This window comes from Nocardia sp. NPDC004604 (assembly GCF_040609795.1).
Taxonomy (GTDB): Bacteria; Actinomycetota; Actinomycetes; order Mycobacteriales; family Mycobacteriaceae; genus Nocardia.
In genome coordinates, this window is record NZ_JBEXLC010000192.1 from 1 (window position 1) to 14,783 (window position 14,783).

At 67.3% G+C, this 14,783-nt stretch carries 12 protein-coding genes; 5 read left to right on the top strand and 7 right to left on the bottom strand.

Annotated elements, in window-relative coordinates:
- Positions 1 to 1,024, bottom strand: a 1,024-nt coding sequence (locus ABZW16_RS39275) for an FAD-dependent monooxygenase (RefSeq protein WP_354961223.1), incomplete at its 3' end; no start/stop codon positions are given.
- Positions 1,025 to 1,225: 201 nt separating this feature from the next.
- On the opposite strand from ABZW16_RS39275, the gene ABZW16_RS39280 reads away from it, so the two are divergent.
- Positions 1,226 to 2,716 carry a carboxylesterase family protein gene (locus ABZW16_RS39280; protein WP_354961224.1) on the top strand — a complete coding sequence of 497 codons (1,491 nt, stop codon included), beginning with the start codon at positions 1,226 to 1,228 and terminating at the stop codon, positions 2,714 to 2,716.
- A gap of 483 nt (positions 2,717 to 3,199) precedes the next feature.
- Complete coding sequence (locus ABZW16_RS39285; RefSeq protein WP_354961225.1) at positions 3,200 to 3,490, top strand: NAD(P)-binding protein; 291 nt, start codon at positions 3,200 to 3,202, stop codon at positions 3,488 to 3,490.
- 15 nt (positions 3,491 to 3,505) lie between these two features.
- Here the strand turns inward: ABZW16_RS39285 and ABZW16_RS39290 are convergent, their stop codons facing one another.
- The 5 genes from ABZW16_RS39290 to ABZW16_RS39310 all read right to left on the bottom strand — a co-directional run bounded on the left by ABZW16_RS39290 (position 3,506) and on the right by ABZW16_RS39310 (position 10,240).
- Positions 3,506 to 4,450 carry a recombinase family protein gene (locus ABZW16_RS39290; RefSeq protein WP_354961226.1) on the bottom strand — a complete coding sequence of 315 codons (945 nt, stop codon included), beginning with the start codon at positions 4,448 to 4,450 and terminating at the stop codon, positions 3,506 to 3,508.
- A 293-nt stretch (positions 4,451 to 4,743) separates the two neighbouring features.
- Positions 4,744 to 5,610, bottom strand: a complete 867-nt coding sequence (locus tag ABZW16_RS39295) for an AraC family transcriptional regulator (protein ID WP_354961227.1) — start codon at positions 5,608 to 5,610, stop codon at positions 4,744 to 4,746.
- A gap of 59 nt (positions 5,611 to 5,669) precedes the next feature.
- Positions 5,670 to 6,482, bottom strand: a complete 813-nt coding sequence (locus ABZW16_RS39300) for a phytanoyl-CoA dioxygenase family protein (protein WP_354961228.1) — start codon at positions 6,480 to 6,482, stop codon at positions 5,670 to 5,672.
- A 271-nt stretch (positions 6,483 to 6,753) separates the two neighbouring features.
- A complete protein-coding gene (locus ABZW16_RS39305; protein ID WP_354961235.1) occupies positions 6,754 to 7,038 on the bottom strand; it encodes a Tn3 family transposase in 285 nt (94 codons plus the stop codon).
- A gap of 178 nt (positions 7,039 to 7,216) precedes the next feature.
- Positions 7,217 to 10,240: a Tn3 family transposase gene (locus ABZW16_RS39310; protein ID WP_354961229.1), complete on the bottom strand. Its 3,024-nt coding sequence runs from the start codon at positions 10,238 to 10,240 to the stop codon at positions 7,217 to 7,219.
- A 170-nt stretch (positions 10,241 to 10,410) separates the two neighbouring features.
- On the opposite strand from ABZW16_RS39310, the gene ABZW16_RS39315 reads away from it, so the two are divergent.
- Positions 10,411 to 11,292 carry an FAD-dependent monooxygenase gene (locus ABZW16_RS39315; protein ID WP_354961230.1) on the top strand — a complete coding sequence of 294 codons (882 nt, stop codon included), beginning with the start codon at positions 10,411 to 10,413 and terminating at the stop codon, positions 11,290 to 11,292.
- Positions 11,293 to 11,389: 97 nt separating this feature from the next.
- On the opposite strand, the gene ABZW16_RS39320 is transcribed toward ABZW16_RS39315, so the two are convergent.
- On the bottom strand, positions 11,390 to 12,295 hold the full coding sequence (locus tag ABZW16_RS39320; RefSeq protein ID WP_354961232.1) for a LysR substrate-binding domain-containing protein: 906 nt from the start codon (positions 12,293 to 12,295) through the stop codon (positions 11,390 to 11,392).
- A gap of 72 nt (positions 12,296 to 12,367) precedes the next feature.
- Here ABZW16_RS39320 and dapA point away from each other — a divergent pair, with 72 nt between their 5' ends.
- Entirely contained in the window at positions 12,368 to 13,261 is an 894-nt protein-coding gene (dapA, locus tag ABZW16_RS39325) for a 4-hydroxy-tetrahydrodipicolinate synthase (protein WP_354961233.1), read from the top strand.
- A gap of 623 nt (positions 13,262 to 13,884) precedes the next feature.
- Positions 13,885 to 14,736, top strand: a complete 852-nt coding sequence (locus ABZW16_RS39330; RefSeq protein ID WP_354961234.1) for an alpha/beta hydrolase — start codon at positions 13,885 to 13,887, stop codon at positions 14,734 to 14,736.
- The last annotated feature ends 47 nt before the right edge of the window (positions 14,737 to 14,783 follow it).

The following is a 14,783-nucleotide window of genomic DNA, read 5'->3' on the forward strand; positions in this document are numbered from 1 at the left end:
GCAGGGTCTCGTTCGCATCGCCGCGCACCACGGCGGCCAGTTTCCAGCCGAGGTTGACCGCGTCGCCGATGCCGAGATTGAGGCCCTGTCCGCCGAACGGCGAATGCACATGGGCCGCATCGCCCGCCAGCAGGATACGGCCGTTGCGGTAGTCGGTGACCTGGCGGGTGTTATCGGTGAACCGGGTCGCGGAGTGCACGGCAGTGATCTCGACCGGCACTCCCGAGACCGCGCGCAGGCTGGCCTGCAATTCGGCCGCGGTCACCGGCGCGGTGCGATCGGCGGGCGGGCCGTCGAGTTCCACGGTGGCGATACGACCCGGCATCGGGCCATTGACATAGATTCCATTGTCGGTGGAGTTCCAGCCGGGTCGCAGCTGTTCCGCGCCGGTCATCTCGACCAGCGCCTGATGTCCGGTGATCTCCGGATCCAGCCCCGGAAAATCGAATCCGGCCTGTTTGCGGACCGTGCTGCGGCCGCCGTCGCACCCGACCAACCAGTCCGCGCGGACGGTATCGTCGCCGACGCGAATGGTGACACCGGTTCCGTCGTCATCGAATTCGGTCAGCTCGACGCCGCGACGAATCTGGACGCCGAGCTCGGCGGCGCGCCGGGCCAGGATCGCCTCGATCCCCTGCTGGGCCACCATGACCGCCTCGGCGCCCGGGCCCAGGTCGGCGAAGGCCGGATCGTCGAAGTCGACATGGGATGTACTGAGCATGATGCCCGCGAAATGACCGACGAACGGCGGGCGCTTGGTGGTCACCTCGGGGCTCAGGTACGTACCGGCGGCGCGAAAGCGCTCCAGTGCGGCGTTCTGCTGTTCGATCAGATCGGCCAGCAGTCCACGGCGGTAGAAGGCCTGTGCGGTGGGCACATTGATGCCACCGGCCTTGATGGTCATATCGGGTTCCATCAGCCGTTCGACCACCAGCACATCCACGCCGCCGAGGCGCAGTTCGCCCGCCAGCATCAGCCCGACCGGTCCGGCTCCCACGATGACCACATCGAATGTCTCGTTCATGAATCCGACTCTGCCGTTCGATAGTTGCGGAGGTCTTGCGTCGGCTTGCGTATGCCTTGCGTCGGTCCTGCCGTGCTGGTGGCCGGTGTAGGCCCGCACCACGGCCGCGCATCGTCGGCCATTCCGAAGTTGTGCGAGCTGATGGATTCTGTGGTCTTGGGGCGGCGCGGCGTAGAGAATCGAGTCGGACGAAGGAGACCCATGGAACCGATCGTTTCCGTCACCGGCGGCAAGATTCGTGGCCGGACGACCGCCGGAGTGAGCGCATTTCTCGGAGTGCCGTATGCGGCGGCGCCGGTGGGGCCCGCGCGGTTCCGGCTGCCGTCGCGGGTGCCGGACTGGCAGGGCGTTCGGGATGCGCTCACCCATGGCGCCACCTGTGTGCAATCGCCGTATGCCCCGCCGATTCATGCGCTGATCGGCAGTGACGGGATACCGGGCGACGAATATCTGAATGTCAATGTGTGGACGCCGGATCCGGGCGGTTCGGGACTGCCGGTCATGGTGTGGATTCACGGCGGCGCCTATGTCCGGGGGTCCAATGCGAGGGCGATCTACGACGGTGCGGGGTTCGCGCGCGATGGGGTCGTGCTGGTTTCGATCAACTATCGGCTCGGCATTTCCGGATTCGCGGCGGTGGCGGACGCTCCGCTCAACCGCGGGCTGCACGATCAACTGTTCGCCCTGCGGTGGGTGCAGGAGAACATCGAATCGTTCGGCGGGGATCCGAACCGGGTCACGATATTCGGTGAGTCGGCGGGCGGGATGAGTGTGGCGTTGCTGATGGCTTCGCCGCTGTCGCGCGGATTGTTCCGGCAGGCGATTATGCAGAGCGGCAATGGCTCCGCGGCGGTCGCCGCCGAAGATGCGCGCAAACTGGCCGGTGAATTGGCCACGATGCTCGGGATCAATACCGTAGCGGACGATTTCGGGCGCCTCGGCCCGGATGAACTGCGTGCCGCGCAGGATGCGCTCGCACTCGAATTGATCAGCGATCCTGATCCGAAGCGCTGGGGTTCGTCGATCATCGCGAACGGCCTCGGCATCATGAGTTTGCTTCCTGTGATCGATGGTGAGGTGGTCGAGGGCAGGCCGCTCACTGTGCTCGCCGAGCAGACTGATCGGGCTGTGCCGTTCATCGCGGGATGCACTGCGGAGGAGTTCCGCTTCTTCACGGTCCCGACCGGTATTGCCGCCGGAATCACCACGGAGACATTGCCTTTCGTGCTCGCTCGCTATGGAATGGATCCCGCGCTAGCGGATATCTATGGGGCGAACCGCCCGTCGGCCGCGCCCGCGGATATCTTTGCCGCGATCATCACTGATCGGGCCTTCCGTTCCGACACCTTGCACCTCGCGCAATCGATCGCCGCGGCGGGCGCGCCGACCTACGCCTACGAGTTCGCCTGGCCGTCGGGCATCGACGGGCTCGGTGCGTGCCACGTGCTGGAGGTGCCCTTCGTCTTCGATGCGCTCAACGGTGCGCACGCACTGACCGGTCCCAACCCACCCCAGGCACTGGCCGACGAAATCCATTCGGCGTGGGTGGCTTTCGCCGAGCACGGCAATCCCGGATGGCCCCAGTTCGAACCCGATACGCGGCTGGTGCGGATCTTCAACAGCCCGGAATCGGTCGACGTCAGTGATCCGCGTGCGGATGAGTTGGCGGCGTTGCGGAAGTCCGTCGCCTAGGGCGGGTGCTCGCCGCTGGAAGAGAGGTTCTGCTCTTGCCTCGCATAGCCGCGGCGAGGACAGATAAACCCCGACAGGTTGACGTTGCCGCGCACAGGCCAGGCGCGAGCTGACAAGCCTCATCGGGCCCTGGAGCCAACCACACCCGCTGACCAGCGGCTACGCCAGGCTTGGCCACGTCCGAGTCGGCGCAGCCGGGTTACCACGACTTCGTCACCGCCGGTGAGCTTTTCCCGCAGAGAGTCGAGCTTCGGTTGGGGGCGGGCTTGCCGCTGATCTTCTCGATGAACAGGTTCTCTTCGGCGATACCGGCCGCGCGTTACGCATCTGCTTGATGGTCGGCGCTCTGGTCACTATCGTCATGGCTACGGACGCGCGAAGACCATGGGCCGGTATGGGTTAGTCCGGTCAGCTTCCGCTGCACACCACACCATCGAGTGCGACCTGTGCGTCCCTTCCGTTGTTGTGCGCGAAGGGAGCGTCATGAGTTTTCGAGTGATCGTCATCGGGGCTGGTCTCGGTGGCCTCGGCCTCGCTCAGGGGTTACGCCGGGCCGGAATCGAAGTTGCTGTCTACGAACGAGATTCGGCGTTGACCTCCCGTCGGCAGGGCTATCGGCTACACATCGACAGCCACGGCAGGGATGCCCTGGAACGATTGCTGCCGCCGCACCTGCTGCGGGTGTTCGGAGCCACTGCCGGACTGCCTGATCCGCGATTCACCGTGCTGAACCATCGACTCGAGCGGGTATTCATCCAGGCCCTGTACTCGTGAAGCTGCCGTTACCCGTCATGTAGCGGAGCGTGACTGACTGCCGATGTCCGTAGTGGGGGCATGCAGGTTGACGCGGTTCTCGTACTCACGGCGGGCCTTGCGCTGGGCCGGGACCGCCGCGGCGCCGTCGAGGGCCTGGCAGAGGCCGAGGAGTCGGTGGTGGATCGCGGGCGCGGCGGTGATGCGCAGGGTGTAGCCCTGGCCGCGCCGTACGGTTACGCCCTGGTCGAGCGCGGCGCGCTCTGCGGGCGCCAGCTCGGCGGTGCGGAGGAAGTCGGCCACCTTGCCCGGCATGTCGAGGACGACCGACAGCTCAGGGGCTGGGGTGCCCGGGTCGGCGGCCGTGTACTCGGGCAGGAGGTCCGCGACGGCGGTTCGGATGGCGCCGCGGCTGACGCCGTGGTCGCGGGCGAGGGCCGCGATGGAGCGGCCTTCCAGGTACGCGGCGCGCACGGCCTCGGTCTTGCCGGCCGGGACGGCCGGGCGGCGCCCGCCCTTGTTGCCCTTCGCCTCGGCGGCCCGCAGCCCGTCGTACGTCAGCTCGCGCTGGAGGTCGCGTTGGAGTTCGCCGGCGGCAGCGAGGGTCTGCACCATGAACTTCACGGTGGACAACAACTCGCCGGTGCGCGGATGGCGGGCGGTGAGGTCCATCGCGGAGAACGCGCCGTCGTGGATGCGCAGGGCGAGGCGGTCGCGGTGCAGGACGTCGAGCACGTCGAGGATGTGCCCGGTGCCACGCACCAGGCGGAACATCTCGGAGACGTGCACGGTGTCGCCCGGCCGCGCGTACACGAGCAGCTCGGCGAACTTCGGGCGCTGAAGCGGGTGGAGGCGGCTGGAGGTGCCCGCGGCCTCCTCGAAGGCGACCGGGTCCTCGATCCCGGCCTCGTCCAGGACGAGGTTCTGACGGTCGGTCGACTGCTGGTCGGTCGACACCCGCTTGTAGACCAGGTTGGCCATGCCGCTCCCCCCTTGTGGTGGTCGCATTCGACCTTAGCTGTCAGCAAACCCTGTCATCAGCCGTCATCGGATCCGATTGGATTTGTGCCGCCGCCAGACCCCAAAAAGTCCGGGTTCATTGGACGCCCGCCCCGCCTGTCGTCATTCGTTCGTTTGACGACAGGCGGGGACCATGTCGAAGCGCTCGACAGAGTGCCGCGGAGATTGATCTTGCCGGGGTCCGACTGGTTCGGTTGGTGCGAAAGGCCAACCGGATCGCTCGCACACGCCTGCCTGGGGGATTACCGCTGTGTTCAGCAGCGCTCAGGCTCCACGGCTAGCCACAGTTCGGCGTCGGCCTCGGTCTTCTCCGGCGACAGGCGGGTGCGCAGGATCTCAGGCCCGGTGCGGGTGCGGTACGGGTTCGACGGGAACCACTCGGTGAACACGTCCCGCCACAGCTCCTGGATGGCCTGCGGCGCCGGCCCGGAGGTGGTGAAGACCGCCCAGGTGCCGGCCGGGACGGCCAACGTGGTCGTGCCCTCCAGAGCGGCCGCAGAGGTGATCACGCCGTGGTGGTAGTCGAGTTCAGTGCCCTCGACGCGGCTGGGGTCCATGCCGTCGCAGACTGCGACGATGCCGTGCGGCTCCTGGTCCGAGAGCTTCTCCAGGCGCTCAAGGGTCCGCGGGTCGATCCCCCGGACAAAGTCCTTGATCGCCTGGTTCAGCCCGGCATGCACCAGCGGTACCCGGGTCTTGAGCCCTACGACGGTGAAGTCCGCCTTGTCCACGACGCGGTATCGCATACTGCTACTCCCTTCGATGGTGAGGCGGAAGGCCATCCGGGACTGGGAGTTGAGCGCGGCGCCGGTACGCCGGGCCTCGCCCGGTCCGATGCCGTGCATGACACGGAACGCCCGCGCGAACGCCTCGCCGGAGCCGTAGCCATAGCGCACCGCGATCTCCAGCAACGTCTCACGTCCCGCGAGTACTTCGGCGCCCGCGAGGGTGAGCCGACGGCGGCGGATGTACTCCGACAGCGGCATGCCCGCGAGCGCGGAGAACATCCGGCGCAGGTGGTGCTCCGAGGTGGCCGCAAGGCGTGCCAGCTCCCCCACGTCGACGGTCTGGTCGAGATGGCACTCGATGTGCTCCATGGCCTGGTTCAGTCGCTCCAGCACGCCCGGCCTCCTTCCTCTTCCCTCACGGCCACCTTGCCAGCGATGGTCGTGAAGCACGTCTACCCGGCGCTACGGTCGGTGCCGTCCCCGTCCGGACCAGGGGTGTTCTGTCCCAGGCCCCGGCGGATCGCTATCTCCACGGGTGATTTTGCGCCGTCGGCCCGCTCCAGTTCGTACGGTGCTGCCGGCATCAGCGGAGGCTGCGCCATAAAGCGCGGCCGCACCCCATGGTGCGGTTGCGCCGCGTGCACCAGGAACGGATGGCACAGGAAGACGTCGCCCGGGAACCCGGTGGCAAGGGCGAGTGGCCGGTGGTCGGACGCCGCCACCAGATCGGGGGCGAGGGTCAGCCCGCTCGCCCCGTCCTCCCCGTACTTCTCCAGCACCTTCGGCACGTCGAGGTGTGAGCCGACCCGGATCCGTGTCGGGGCGTCCTCCTCACCGACCTCGCTGAACAGGAACAGCATCAGCAGCGCCCGGCCCTGGGAGCGCAGATTCGTGAAGTACCAGCTTTCGCCCTCCGGCAGATAGCTCCCCTCGATGTGCCAGCCCGCATCGTCCGGCTCCTCCCCGTGCGGGAAGCGCAGCGGGAACGTGCCCAGCGAGTAGCGCGGCTCCCAACGTCCCGCGCCGACGAGCAGGTCGTACGCGCGATGCAGCGACGGGGAGTTGGGTGCGGCGGCGAACGGCCCCTGCGCCATGCCGCCCACCCAGTGGACAGGCTGTGTCCACGTCGACGGGTCATCCGGGTCGCAGCCCGTCTCTCGCCACAGCAGCCGCGCGCAGTCCGCGGCCACGCGCGGCGCGACAGCGCCCTCCAGCTTCACGAAGCCGTCGCGAAGGAAACGGGATACCAAGGTCGTGTCATCCATGCCCTCATCGTGCGGCGACACTGGCCTCGGTCACCCGACATTTTCCGCACCGCCTTTGTCGGGTGATCACCGGAGGGCGGTCAGGCGGCGCACCGTCTAGCCGACCATGGTCAACCTCAGCGGCACTTTCTTGTACCGCAACGACTCACAGCCGAACCCGCTGGGGGCTTCTCGCTAGTCCGCATGGGAGAAGTGCCAGTTCGCCGGGACCACCGGGTTCCCCGAGGCCGCTTACTCGAAGGCTGGACCGCCGGCCTCCGTAAGCGTCGGCTCAGTCCTCGCTGCCGTCGTCGTCCTCGTCCGGCTCCGGCACGTCCGGATCACGCAGCGGCCGCAGGGCGCCGGCGGCCGGGGTCGAGGCGGTGAAGCTGTAGCGGCCGAGCAGGTTCAGGTTGCGGTGCTTGAGCGGGGAGAGCCGGGCGATGTCCTCCTCGCGGATCTCGTGGCCCTCGGCCTGGAGCCGGGCGACGGCTGCATCGATGTAGCGGGCCGTCCACAGCACGGCGGCATTCAGCACCAGCCCGAGCGCGCCGAGCTGGTCCTCCTCCCGGGGCAGGCGACGGCCAGGTCAAAGTGGCCTCCCGGCGTTTGCCCGGGACGGGGCGGAAGGAGCGTTCGCCGGGCGGCATCCATCGAGTCGGTTGGAGCGCATACCGGGTCAACGCCAGCCGGGGCTCCGAGGTGACGCTGCGCGTGAGGCCAGGTGTTCGGGCCACGAATGGGACGCCGTGCCGTCACCCCGAGACCGCGGCCGGTTCATCGTCATGGGTGCGCGGGCCCGGCATCGTCCGGGTAGTCAGATCCAGGTCAAGGCGCCGGTCCATGTCCAGCTCGAACCGGCCGTAGGGGTTCACGTGCGTCCAGAACAGCGGAGACAGTGCGCGCCGGTCCGCATCGGTGAGGGTGTCGGCCCACTTCGGGTCGGCGAGGACCTGCTGCATCAGCAGTGTTTTGACGTGGACCAAGGCGGACTGGAGCAGGTGCAGCGCGAGCATGCTGACCTCCTGGGATTCCTTGTCCGCACCGGCCAGGTCGCCGTCCTTGCCGTAGAAGAGGTCCTTGTTCGCGGAGTTCCAGTTCTCCACGACCTGGAGCCCCTCGTGGATCTCCTGGCGCATCTCGACGTCGGCGAGGTAGTCGCACACGAAGGCCGTGCGCACCGCCCGCCCGAGTTCTTCGATCGCCTGGTAGGTGGGGTGCTTGGGGCCGCCGCGGGTGAAGCGCCGCAGGACCTGTTCGGCCTCGGCAGTGCCCAGGCGCAGGGCCGTGGTGTACTTCACGATCTGGTCGTACTGCTGGGTGATCAGGTCCCAGTTGATCGTCTTGGTGGACAGCACCGGCGCGAGGTTCGGCCACTTCTCGTCCTGACCGGCCGCCGGCCGGTACAGCTTCGCGGAGCCGATGTTCTTCAGCCTCGGCATCAGCTTGAAGTCGAGCATGTGGGCGAAGGCGAAGCCGACGATGGACGCCCCGTGGGTGTCGGTGTACTGCCGGTCCACCTCCATGTCGGTGCAGTGCCGCAGCACGCCCTCGATCATCGAGGCGACCTCGGAGGCCGAACAGGACTTCAGCTGGGAGTAGATGCACACCGACTTCCGTTCCACGTGCCAGTAGATCATCACCCCGGGGCCGCGGTAGCGCTGGTGCCACTCAGTCATCAGGTTGCTGGACCAGGCGCCAAACTTGCGGCTGTCGGAGGCGCACGCGGTGCCGGTACCCCACCACATCTCGTCCCGGACGGCGAAGGTGGCGTTCACCAGCCTCCGCAGGGCCGCACGCATGTTGGCCCGGTTGACGAACAGGTGCCGCACCCGCCGCAGCGTCGCCTCGGACTCGCCGTGCTTGCCGGTCACCGCGACCCGCTTGATGCCCATGTTGGTGCCCAGCCCGAACAGGACCAGCAGCAGGCGGCGCCGCAGCACGTCCTTGGACAGGTTCTCGCGGGTGGCCACCGAGGCGAACTCGGCGATGAAGCCGGTGTCGAACTCGGCGTACTTCAGAATGTCCAGCAGGTCGATGGTGCCCCAGCGCCGTTCGATCTCGCCTTTGACGGCGACCAGGTTCTCCGGCTCCTCCTGCTTGCCGCGCGGGGAGACCCGAATCCACGGCTCGCCGTGCTTCTTCACGATCGCCACCCCGCCCGTCGTACCCTCCGCCAGCGCCTGCTCGAAGCGGTCCAGGGAGGTACGGAGCTTGCCTTGCAGGGCGCCGATGAACTCCCCGGCGTCCTGCGGTTGGCCCAGCGCGGCGTAGTGCACGTCCCGGTTGTCCTCGAAGTCGGCGGGCAGGTCGTCCTCGGGGTTACGCCACCGGTTCGCCCCCACCACCCATATCTCCCGGCGTCGTACCGCATCCCGAAGGGCCACCAGCACGCACAGCTCGTACGGGATGCGCTCGACCCGGCCCTTGTCGTCCACCACCGCCGCCCGCCACTGCTCGGGCACCACCCCCGCAAGCGGCACCGTCTCCGCCGGATCGAAGAACGCGCCCTCCTTCAGTGGCTGGTCCAGGTAGCGCTGGAGCAGGTCGATCGCGTCCATCACCGGCCGGTATGCGGTGTTGTTGCACTTCAGCTCCAGGGCGCCCAGCAGCGGCGAGAGCATCCGGCGCCAGTGCGCCGAGTACGACGACCGCAGCACCGTGCGGACCCTCGCCTTGTAGCGGGCCTCGTTCGCCGCAGCCTCCGCCGCCAGCGCCTTCAACGTCTTCTCCCCGCCGACCACCGGATAGATCACCCGCCGCACCGTGCCGGACGGCTCCGACAACGCCGCCTCCGCGACCCGCAGCAGCATGCCCTCCTTGCCCCGGACCCTCTTCAGCTCGGCGTTCAGTTCCTTGTCGACCTTTCGCTCCGCCCGGGTGTTGATCTTCAGAACGAGTTGGATGAACAGGTCCACCAGCGAGTCGGTGATCTCCGTCTGCCGCACATGGCACAGCGCAGCCAGCAGCGTCAGGCGCCGCGGCGGCTTCATCCGCTCCAGGTTCGCCGGATACTCCTTCGACGCCCGCGCCCGCCACGCCTCCACCAGCTTCTCCGACACGTCCGCGAACAAGTCCGCAGGCAGCTCCAACCGTCGTACCCGCTGAAGCTTGTTCACCTCCGTCAGCAGGCTCTCCAGCCCCGGCGCCCCCGGATCGGCCTTCAACTCGACGAAGTGCGACCGCCCTCCGCCCGACACAGCGCCCTCATCCGTCTCGTCCCCACCGCCGACGACCAGGTCCTCCAACTGGGAGCGCGTCGCGTGAGAGATCCGCTCTACCCTGCTGCGGCAGAATTGGTCCTCGAAGTCCGTGACCGCCCGGCCCACCAGCCGCTGCACCTTCGCCGGGGCCGGCGGCTCGATGTGGTCATTGCGGCACCGGGCCACCACCGCCGCCATCAGGCGTTCGCGAGAGAGCTCCACCGGGCACAACTCTGCGGCCAGCCACTCCGCCAGCCGCTCCTGGTCCTCCTCGGTACCCGCCCGGAATCCGAAAGCCGTACGGATCTCCGTACGGTGCCAGGTGATCGCCCGGCCCTGCCAGTCGTACGCGGCCCACTCCTCGGCCGGTACCTTCACCTGCTGGGCCACGTACGCCACCGCGGGCGCCGGAACTTCTCCCGCATTCTCAGGGAACCGCGCCTCGACCTCGAAGAACTTCAGCAACAGGGCGAAGCCCAGCCGGTTCGCCCCGGTCTTGTTCCGCAGCCGCACAACTTCGTCCTCAAGAAGCGTCCAGACCTCGATCAGGTCCTCTGGCTCCCATTCCTGCCGCACCGATTCCTCCGCGCCTCAACCAACTTGGATCTCCACATCGTGGCGATCACCGGTCCCAGCGGGACGGGAAGCACAGAACCGCGCCCCAGGGCCATCACGTTCTGCTACATGACGGGTGACGGCAGCTTCACGAGTACAGGGCCATCCAGGCGGACGCGGATCCGGCGGCGGTGTCGCTGGCGGTCGACCGGCTCGTGCTGCGACAGCTGCTGCTCGCGGGTATCGAGGACGCGGTCGAATTCGGAAAAGAGTTGCGGTGCTATGCGATTCAGCGCGATGGTCGAGTTGTCGCACACTTCACCGACGGTAGCCGCGCCGAGGGTGATGTCCTCGTCGCCGCCGACGGCGTGAATTCCGTGGTGCGACACCAATATCTGTCGCATGCGCGGATCGTCGACACCGGGGTGCGCCAGCTCTACGGCGCGGTTCCGCTCACCGACCGCACGCGGAATCTGTTCGACGAAGATATGTTCGGCGTCTTCACCGTGATCACCGGACCGGAGGGCACCTATCTGGGTGTCGCGCCGGTGCAGTTTCCCGTGCCGCCGCAGCGGGCCGGTGCGATGGCGGGCCTCGCGCTGCTGCCGGTATCCGATTACATGACATGCTCTTTCGGCGCGCGGCGGGAATGGTTCGCGGATTCGGCGGATACGTTGCGCGCGATGAACGGCGCGCAACTGCACGCCATCATGACCGCGGCGACCGGGGACTGGCATCCGCGCGTGCGCGAGATCGTGGCGAACTGCGTGCCGGATTCACTATTCGCACTCCCACTGCGCACCTGCGTTCCGATCGATCCGTGGCCGACCACCTCCGTGACCCTGCTCGGTGATGCGATCCATGCGATGAGTCCGGCGGCGGGTTCCGGTGCTTGCACGGCGCTGCGCGATGCGGCGCGGTTGACCGCCGCCCTGACCGACGCCGCCGCGGACGACGATCCGATCACCGCATTGCGTGCGTACGAAACCGCGATGATCGACTACGGATTCGCGGCGGTGCGCGCCGGTGCGATCAACGGGCAACGTCACCTCGGACAGGATCCGCTACCGTGATCTTCAGCCGGACCTAGAACGAATGGGGGACGCGCCGATCTCGGGTGCGTCTCCCATCCCGTTTCGGCTCTACCGGGCGATCTGCACCTGGGTGGACTCAGCGTGATTCGAGCAGGCGGGGTGACGGATCGCTGGAAATCGTTGTGGCGGAGGCGCGCAAGGCGGCGCGGGCCGCGACCACAGCCGGGTGCGCGCCAGTACCGCGCCGATAGGCCAAGTGGGTTGTGCGGCGGGTCGGCAGGGCTGTCAGCACCACGCTGGGTGGTGGGGTGAGTGCGCCGAGTTCCGGGACGAGGGCGACGCCCTGTCCGGCCGCGACCAGGGCGAGGACGGTGCTGAAGTCGTCAACGTGGTGGCGAACCCGTGGCGTGAATCCGGCTGCCTGGCACGCCCGGATCGTCATCGTGTGGCAGAGCGTGCCCGGAGTTCCGAGGATCCACGAGGCGGTGCGGTGTTGCGACAATGACGCGGCGGTGCGGGCGGCCAGGTAGATCGTCTCCTCCAGCAGCGGCTCGGTATCCAGGGCGGGACCGGGCTCGCCGGGCACATAGTCGTACTCCTGGACCAGCGCGATATCCAGCGTGTCGCTACGCAGCGCATCTGGGACGGTCGCCGGATCCAATTCCGTCACAAGCAGTTCCAGTTGCGGATGGTCTCGGCTGAGCGAGATCAGGGCCGGAGACAGGATTGTCGCGACTGCCGTCGGGAAGGCGCCGATGCGCAGCGTTCCGGTGAGCGCGGCGCGGGAGGCGGCGAGGTCGGCCGTCGCCTGCTCGAGCGCGGCGAGAATGGTTTCCGCGTGTTCTACCAGGGCGAGTGCGGCCGGTGTGAGGGTGACGCGCCGTCCGGTCCGCTCCAGCAGCGGCACACCGGCTTCCCGTTCCAGCGCGGTCAACTGCTGGGAGACCGCCGATGGCGTATAGCTCATCGCCTCGGCGACCGCCGCGATCGTCTTGCGGTGGGCCAATTCACGCAGCAGGCGCAGCTTACGGACATCGAGCATCAGATCAGCTTATGCTTATCGGAACAAACGCGAACTGGACCTGAAGCATCGGCGCGCGGCAGTCTGGGAATCATGACGCTCACCGGCCTCTTCGTCCCCCTGATCACGCCTTTCTCCGCCAACGGCGAATTGGCTGCCGATGCCCTTGCTGGTCTCGCCCACCAGGTACTCGACGATGGCGCGACAGGAATCGTCGCCCTCGGTACCACCGCCGAACCCGCCACCCTGACCCCTGACGAGCGCCACCGCATCCTCGACATCTGCGGCACCGTCTGCCGAGAACGCAACGCCCCATTGATCGCCGGTGCCGGCACGAACTCCACCGCCGCCTCGGCCGAAGCCCTCGCCGCCCTCGGCTCCACCGTCACCGCGGCGCTCACCGTCGTCCCCTACTACACCCGCCCCTCGGAAGCGGGCATCCTCGCTCACTTCCGCCAGCTGGCCGCCACCAGTCCGGTCCCCCTTATCGTCTACAACGTTCCGCACCGCACCGGCCGCGCGCTGGGCCACGACACCCTGCGCCAACTGTCCAGCATCCCGAACATCATCGGCTTCAAACACGCGGTCGGCAGCATCGACGACACCACCATCACCCTGATGGGCACCCTCCCACCGGACGTCTCCGTCCTGGCGGGCGACGACCTACACGCCGCCCCACTCATCGCTCTCGGTGCATCGGGCGCCATCCTCGCCAGCGCCCACTTGGCCACCTCTGCCTTCGCCACCCTGATCCGCCTGTGGCACACCGGCCCCATCCCCGAAGCTCGCCGACTCACCCATCGCCTCACCCCCCTCTCCGCAGCTCTCTTCGCCGAACCCAACCCCGCTGTCATCAAATCCGCCCTGGCCGCCCAAGCCCGCATCCCCACCCCCGCCGTCCGCCTCCCCCTTCTCCCCGCATCCTCCGACACCACCGCCTCGGCCCTGGAAGCCCTGACCCAAATCCCTACAACCGTCCCGGCCTGACTATCAGGACTTGATCCCGGTGCTCTCGGAGTCCGATGACTCCGAGTCGCCCCGCATGACCTGCGGGGCTTGATCGCAACCTGTGGAACTTCATCGCAGCACCCCGGGGTTTCCAATAACTGAGCACCACAACAGGATTCATCGATCCCGACAACACCCCGTAAATCCGCTACACATCGACTCCGGACCACCCGAGCGTCACGAGCTGCGTCGGCGGGTTCTGACTACCGCAACTGCATCACACGATGCCGCTCACGGTGCTGGAAAAAGACGGTCTTTCGCGCCAGCCGCCAGTGACCCACTGTTCCTGTCGCGGGATGCGTTGCACCACAAAGGGTTCAGTGTCGGGCTGCATTCATAGTGCTGGTGCCCAGTCCTCGGCCGCGATAGCTGCCGGTGCGGCTTCGCTGACTCCGACTGGTCGCCTCTGCGTCATCTGGCGTGGATCTCTACCTGATGTACGACAACTCCTGTGTTGCCCTGCTATTGCCTATCGTTGAAGACAAGTGGTCGAATGTAGCTGTCGATGACGGATTTACGTTGAGTTACTGGCAATTTCATATCGCCACGTCTTGCTTGCTGTATGTTTGCTGTCGTCCGGCCACAACTTCGGGAGGTTTATCATGAAGGATGAGCGCGACCGATTCGCTGAGTTGTCCGAGGTCAGGATGTGCTATCGCGACGAGGGTGATCCGGCGGGGGAACCGTTGCTGATGATCATGGGGCTCAGCTCGCAGCTGATCCACTGGCCCCAGGAAATCGTCGACCACCTCGGCGAGCGGGGCTATCGGGTGATCCGTCCCGACAACCGCGACAGCGGTCTGACCGAGTGGAAGATCACGCCGAGCCAGTATTACCTGAGAGCGATCGCGCGCGACACCGTCGAGTTGCTCGATCATCTCGGTATCGAGCAGGCACACGTCGTCGGTGCCTCGATGGGCGGGATGGTAGCCCAACTGCTCGCGATCGAGTACTCCGAGCGGGTGCGGTCGCTGTGTTCGATCATGAGCACGCCGCACATCAGCATCGGCATGGCCGATGGGGACGTGCTCCAAGAGCTGACCAAACCGCTCCCACCGGATCGTGACGAGGCGATCGAGCAGATCGTCCGCCTGTACGCGCTCATCGGCTCGAAGACCTACGCCGACAGCGAGCGTGAGCGCCGCTACGCGCTCGCGACCCACGCCTACGACCGCGCGCGCCACCCCGAGGGCCCGGCACGCCAAGTGACCGCGGCCATGATCGCCCCCGACCGCACGAGTAGGCTGCAGCAACTGCGGCTGCCCACGCTCGTCATTCATGGCGCCGAGGATTCACTCATCAAGATCGCAGGCGGCGAGGCCACCCACGCAGCGATCCCCGGATCGATCTACTTGCCATTCGACGCAATGGGCCACGACCTACCCGCGCCCCTGTTCGACGAAATCGTCGCGGCCATCGCCGAAAACGCGGCCAGGCGCCCCGCCGTCGTGTGAGGCCCTCGCCGCACCCCTAGGTTGTCGCCGGGTGGCGTCCTGCGCAG

Bases quoted from the DNA above. Each gene is read 5' to 3' on its own strand.
- ABZW16_RS39280 (WP_354961224.1), top strand. From the start codon at position 1,226: ATGGAACCGATCGTTTCCGTCACCGGCGGCAAGATTCGTGGCCGGACG.
- ABZW16_RS39285 (WP_354961225.1), top strand. From the start codon at position 3,200: ATGAGTTTTCGAGTGATCGTCATCGGGGCTGGTCTCGGTGGCCTCGGC.
- ABZW16_RS39290 (WP_354961226.1), bottom strand. From the start codon at position 4,450: ATGGCCAACCTGGTCTACAAGCGGGTGTCGACCGACCAGCAGTCGACC.
- ABZW16_RS39300 (WP_354961228.1), bottom strand. From the start codon at position 6,482: ATGGATGACACGACCTTGGTATCCCGTTTCCTTCGCGACGGCTTCGTG.
- ABZW16_RS39320 (WP_354961232.1), bottom strand. From the start codon at position 12,295: ATGCTCGATGTCCGTAAGCTGCGCCTGCTGCGTGAATTGGCCCACCGC.
- dapA (WP_354961233.1), top strand. From the start codon at position 12,368: ATGACGCTCACCGGCCTCTTCGTCCCCCTGATCACGCCTTTCTCCGCC.
- ABZW16_RS39330 (WP_354961234.1), top strand. From the start codon at position 13,885: ATGAAGGATGAGCGCGACCGATTCGCTGAGTTGTCCGAGGTCAGGATG.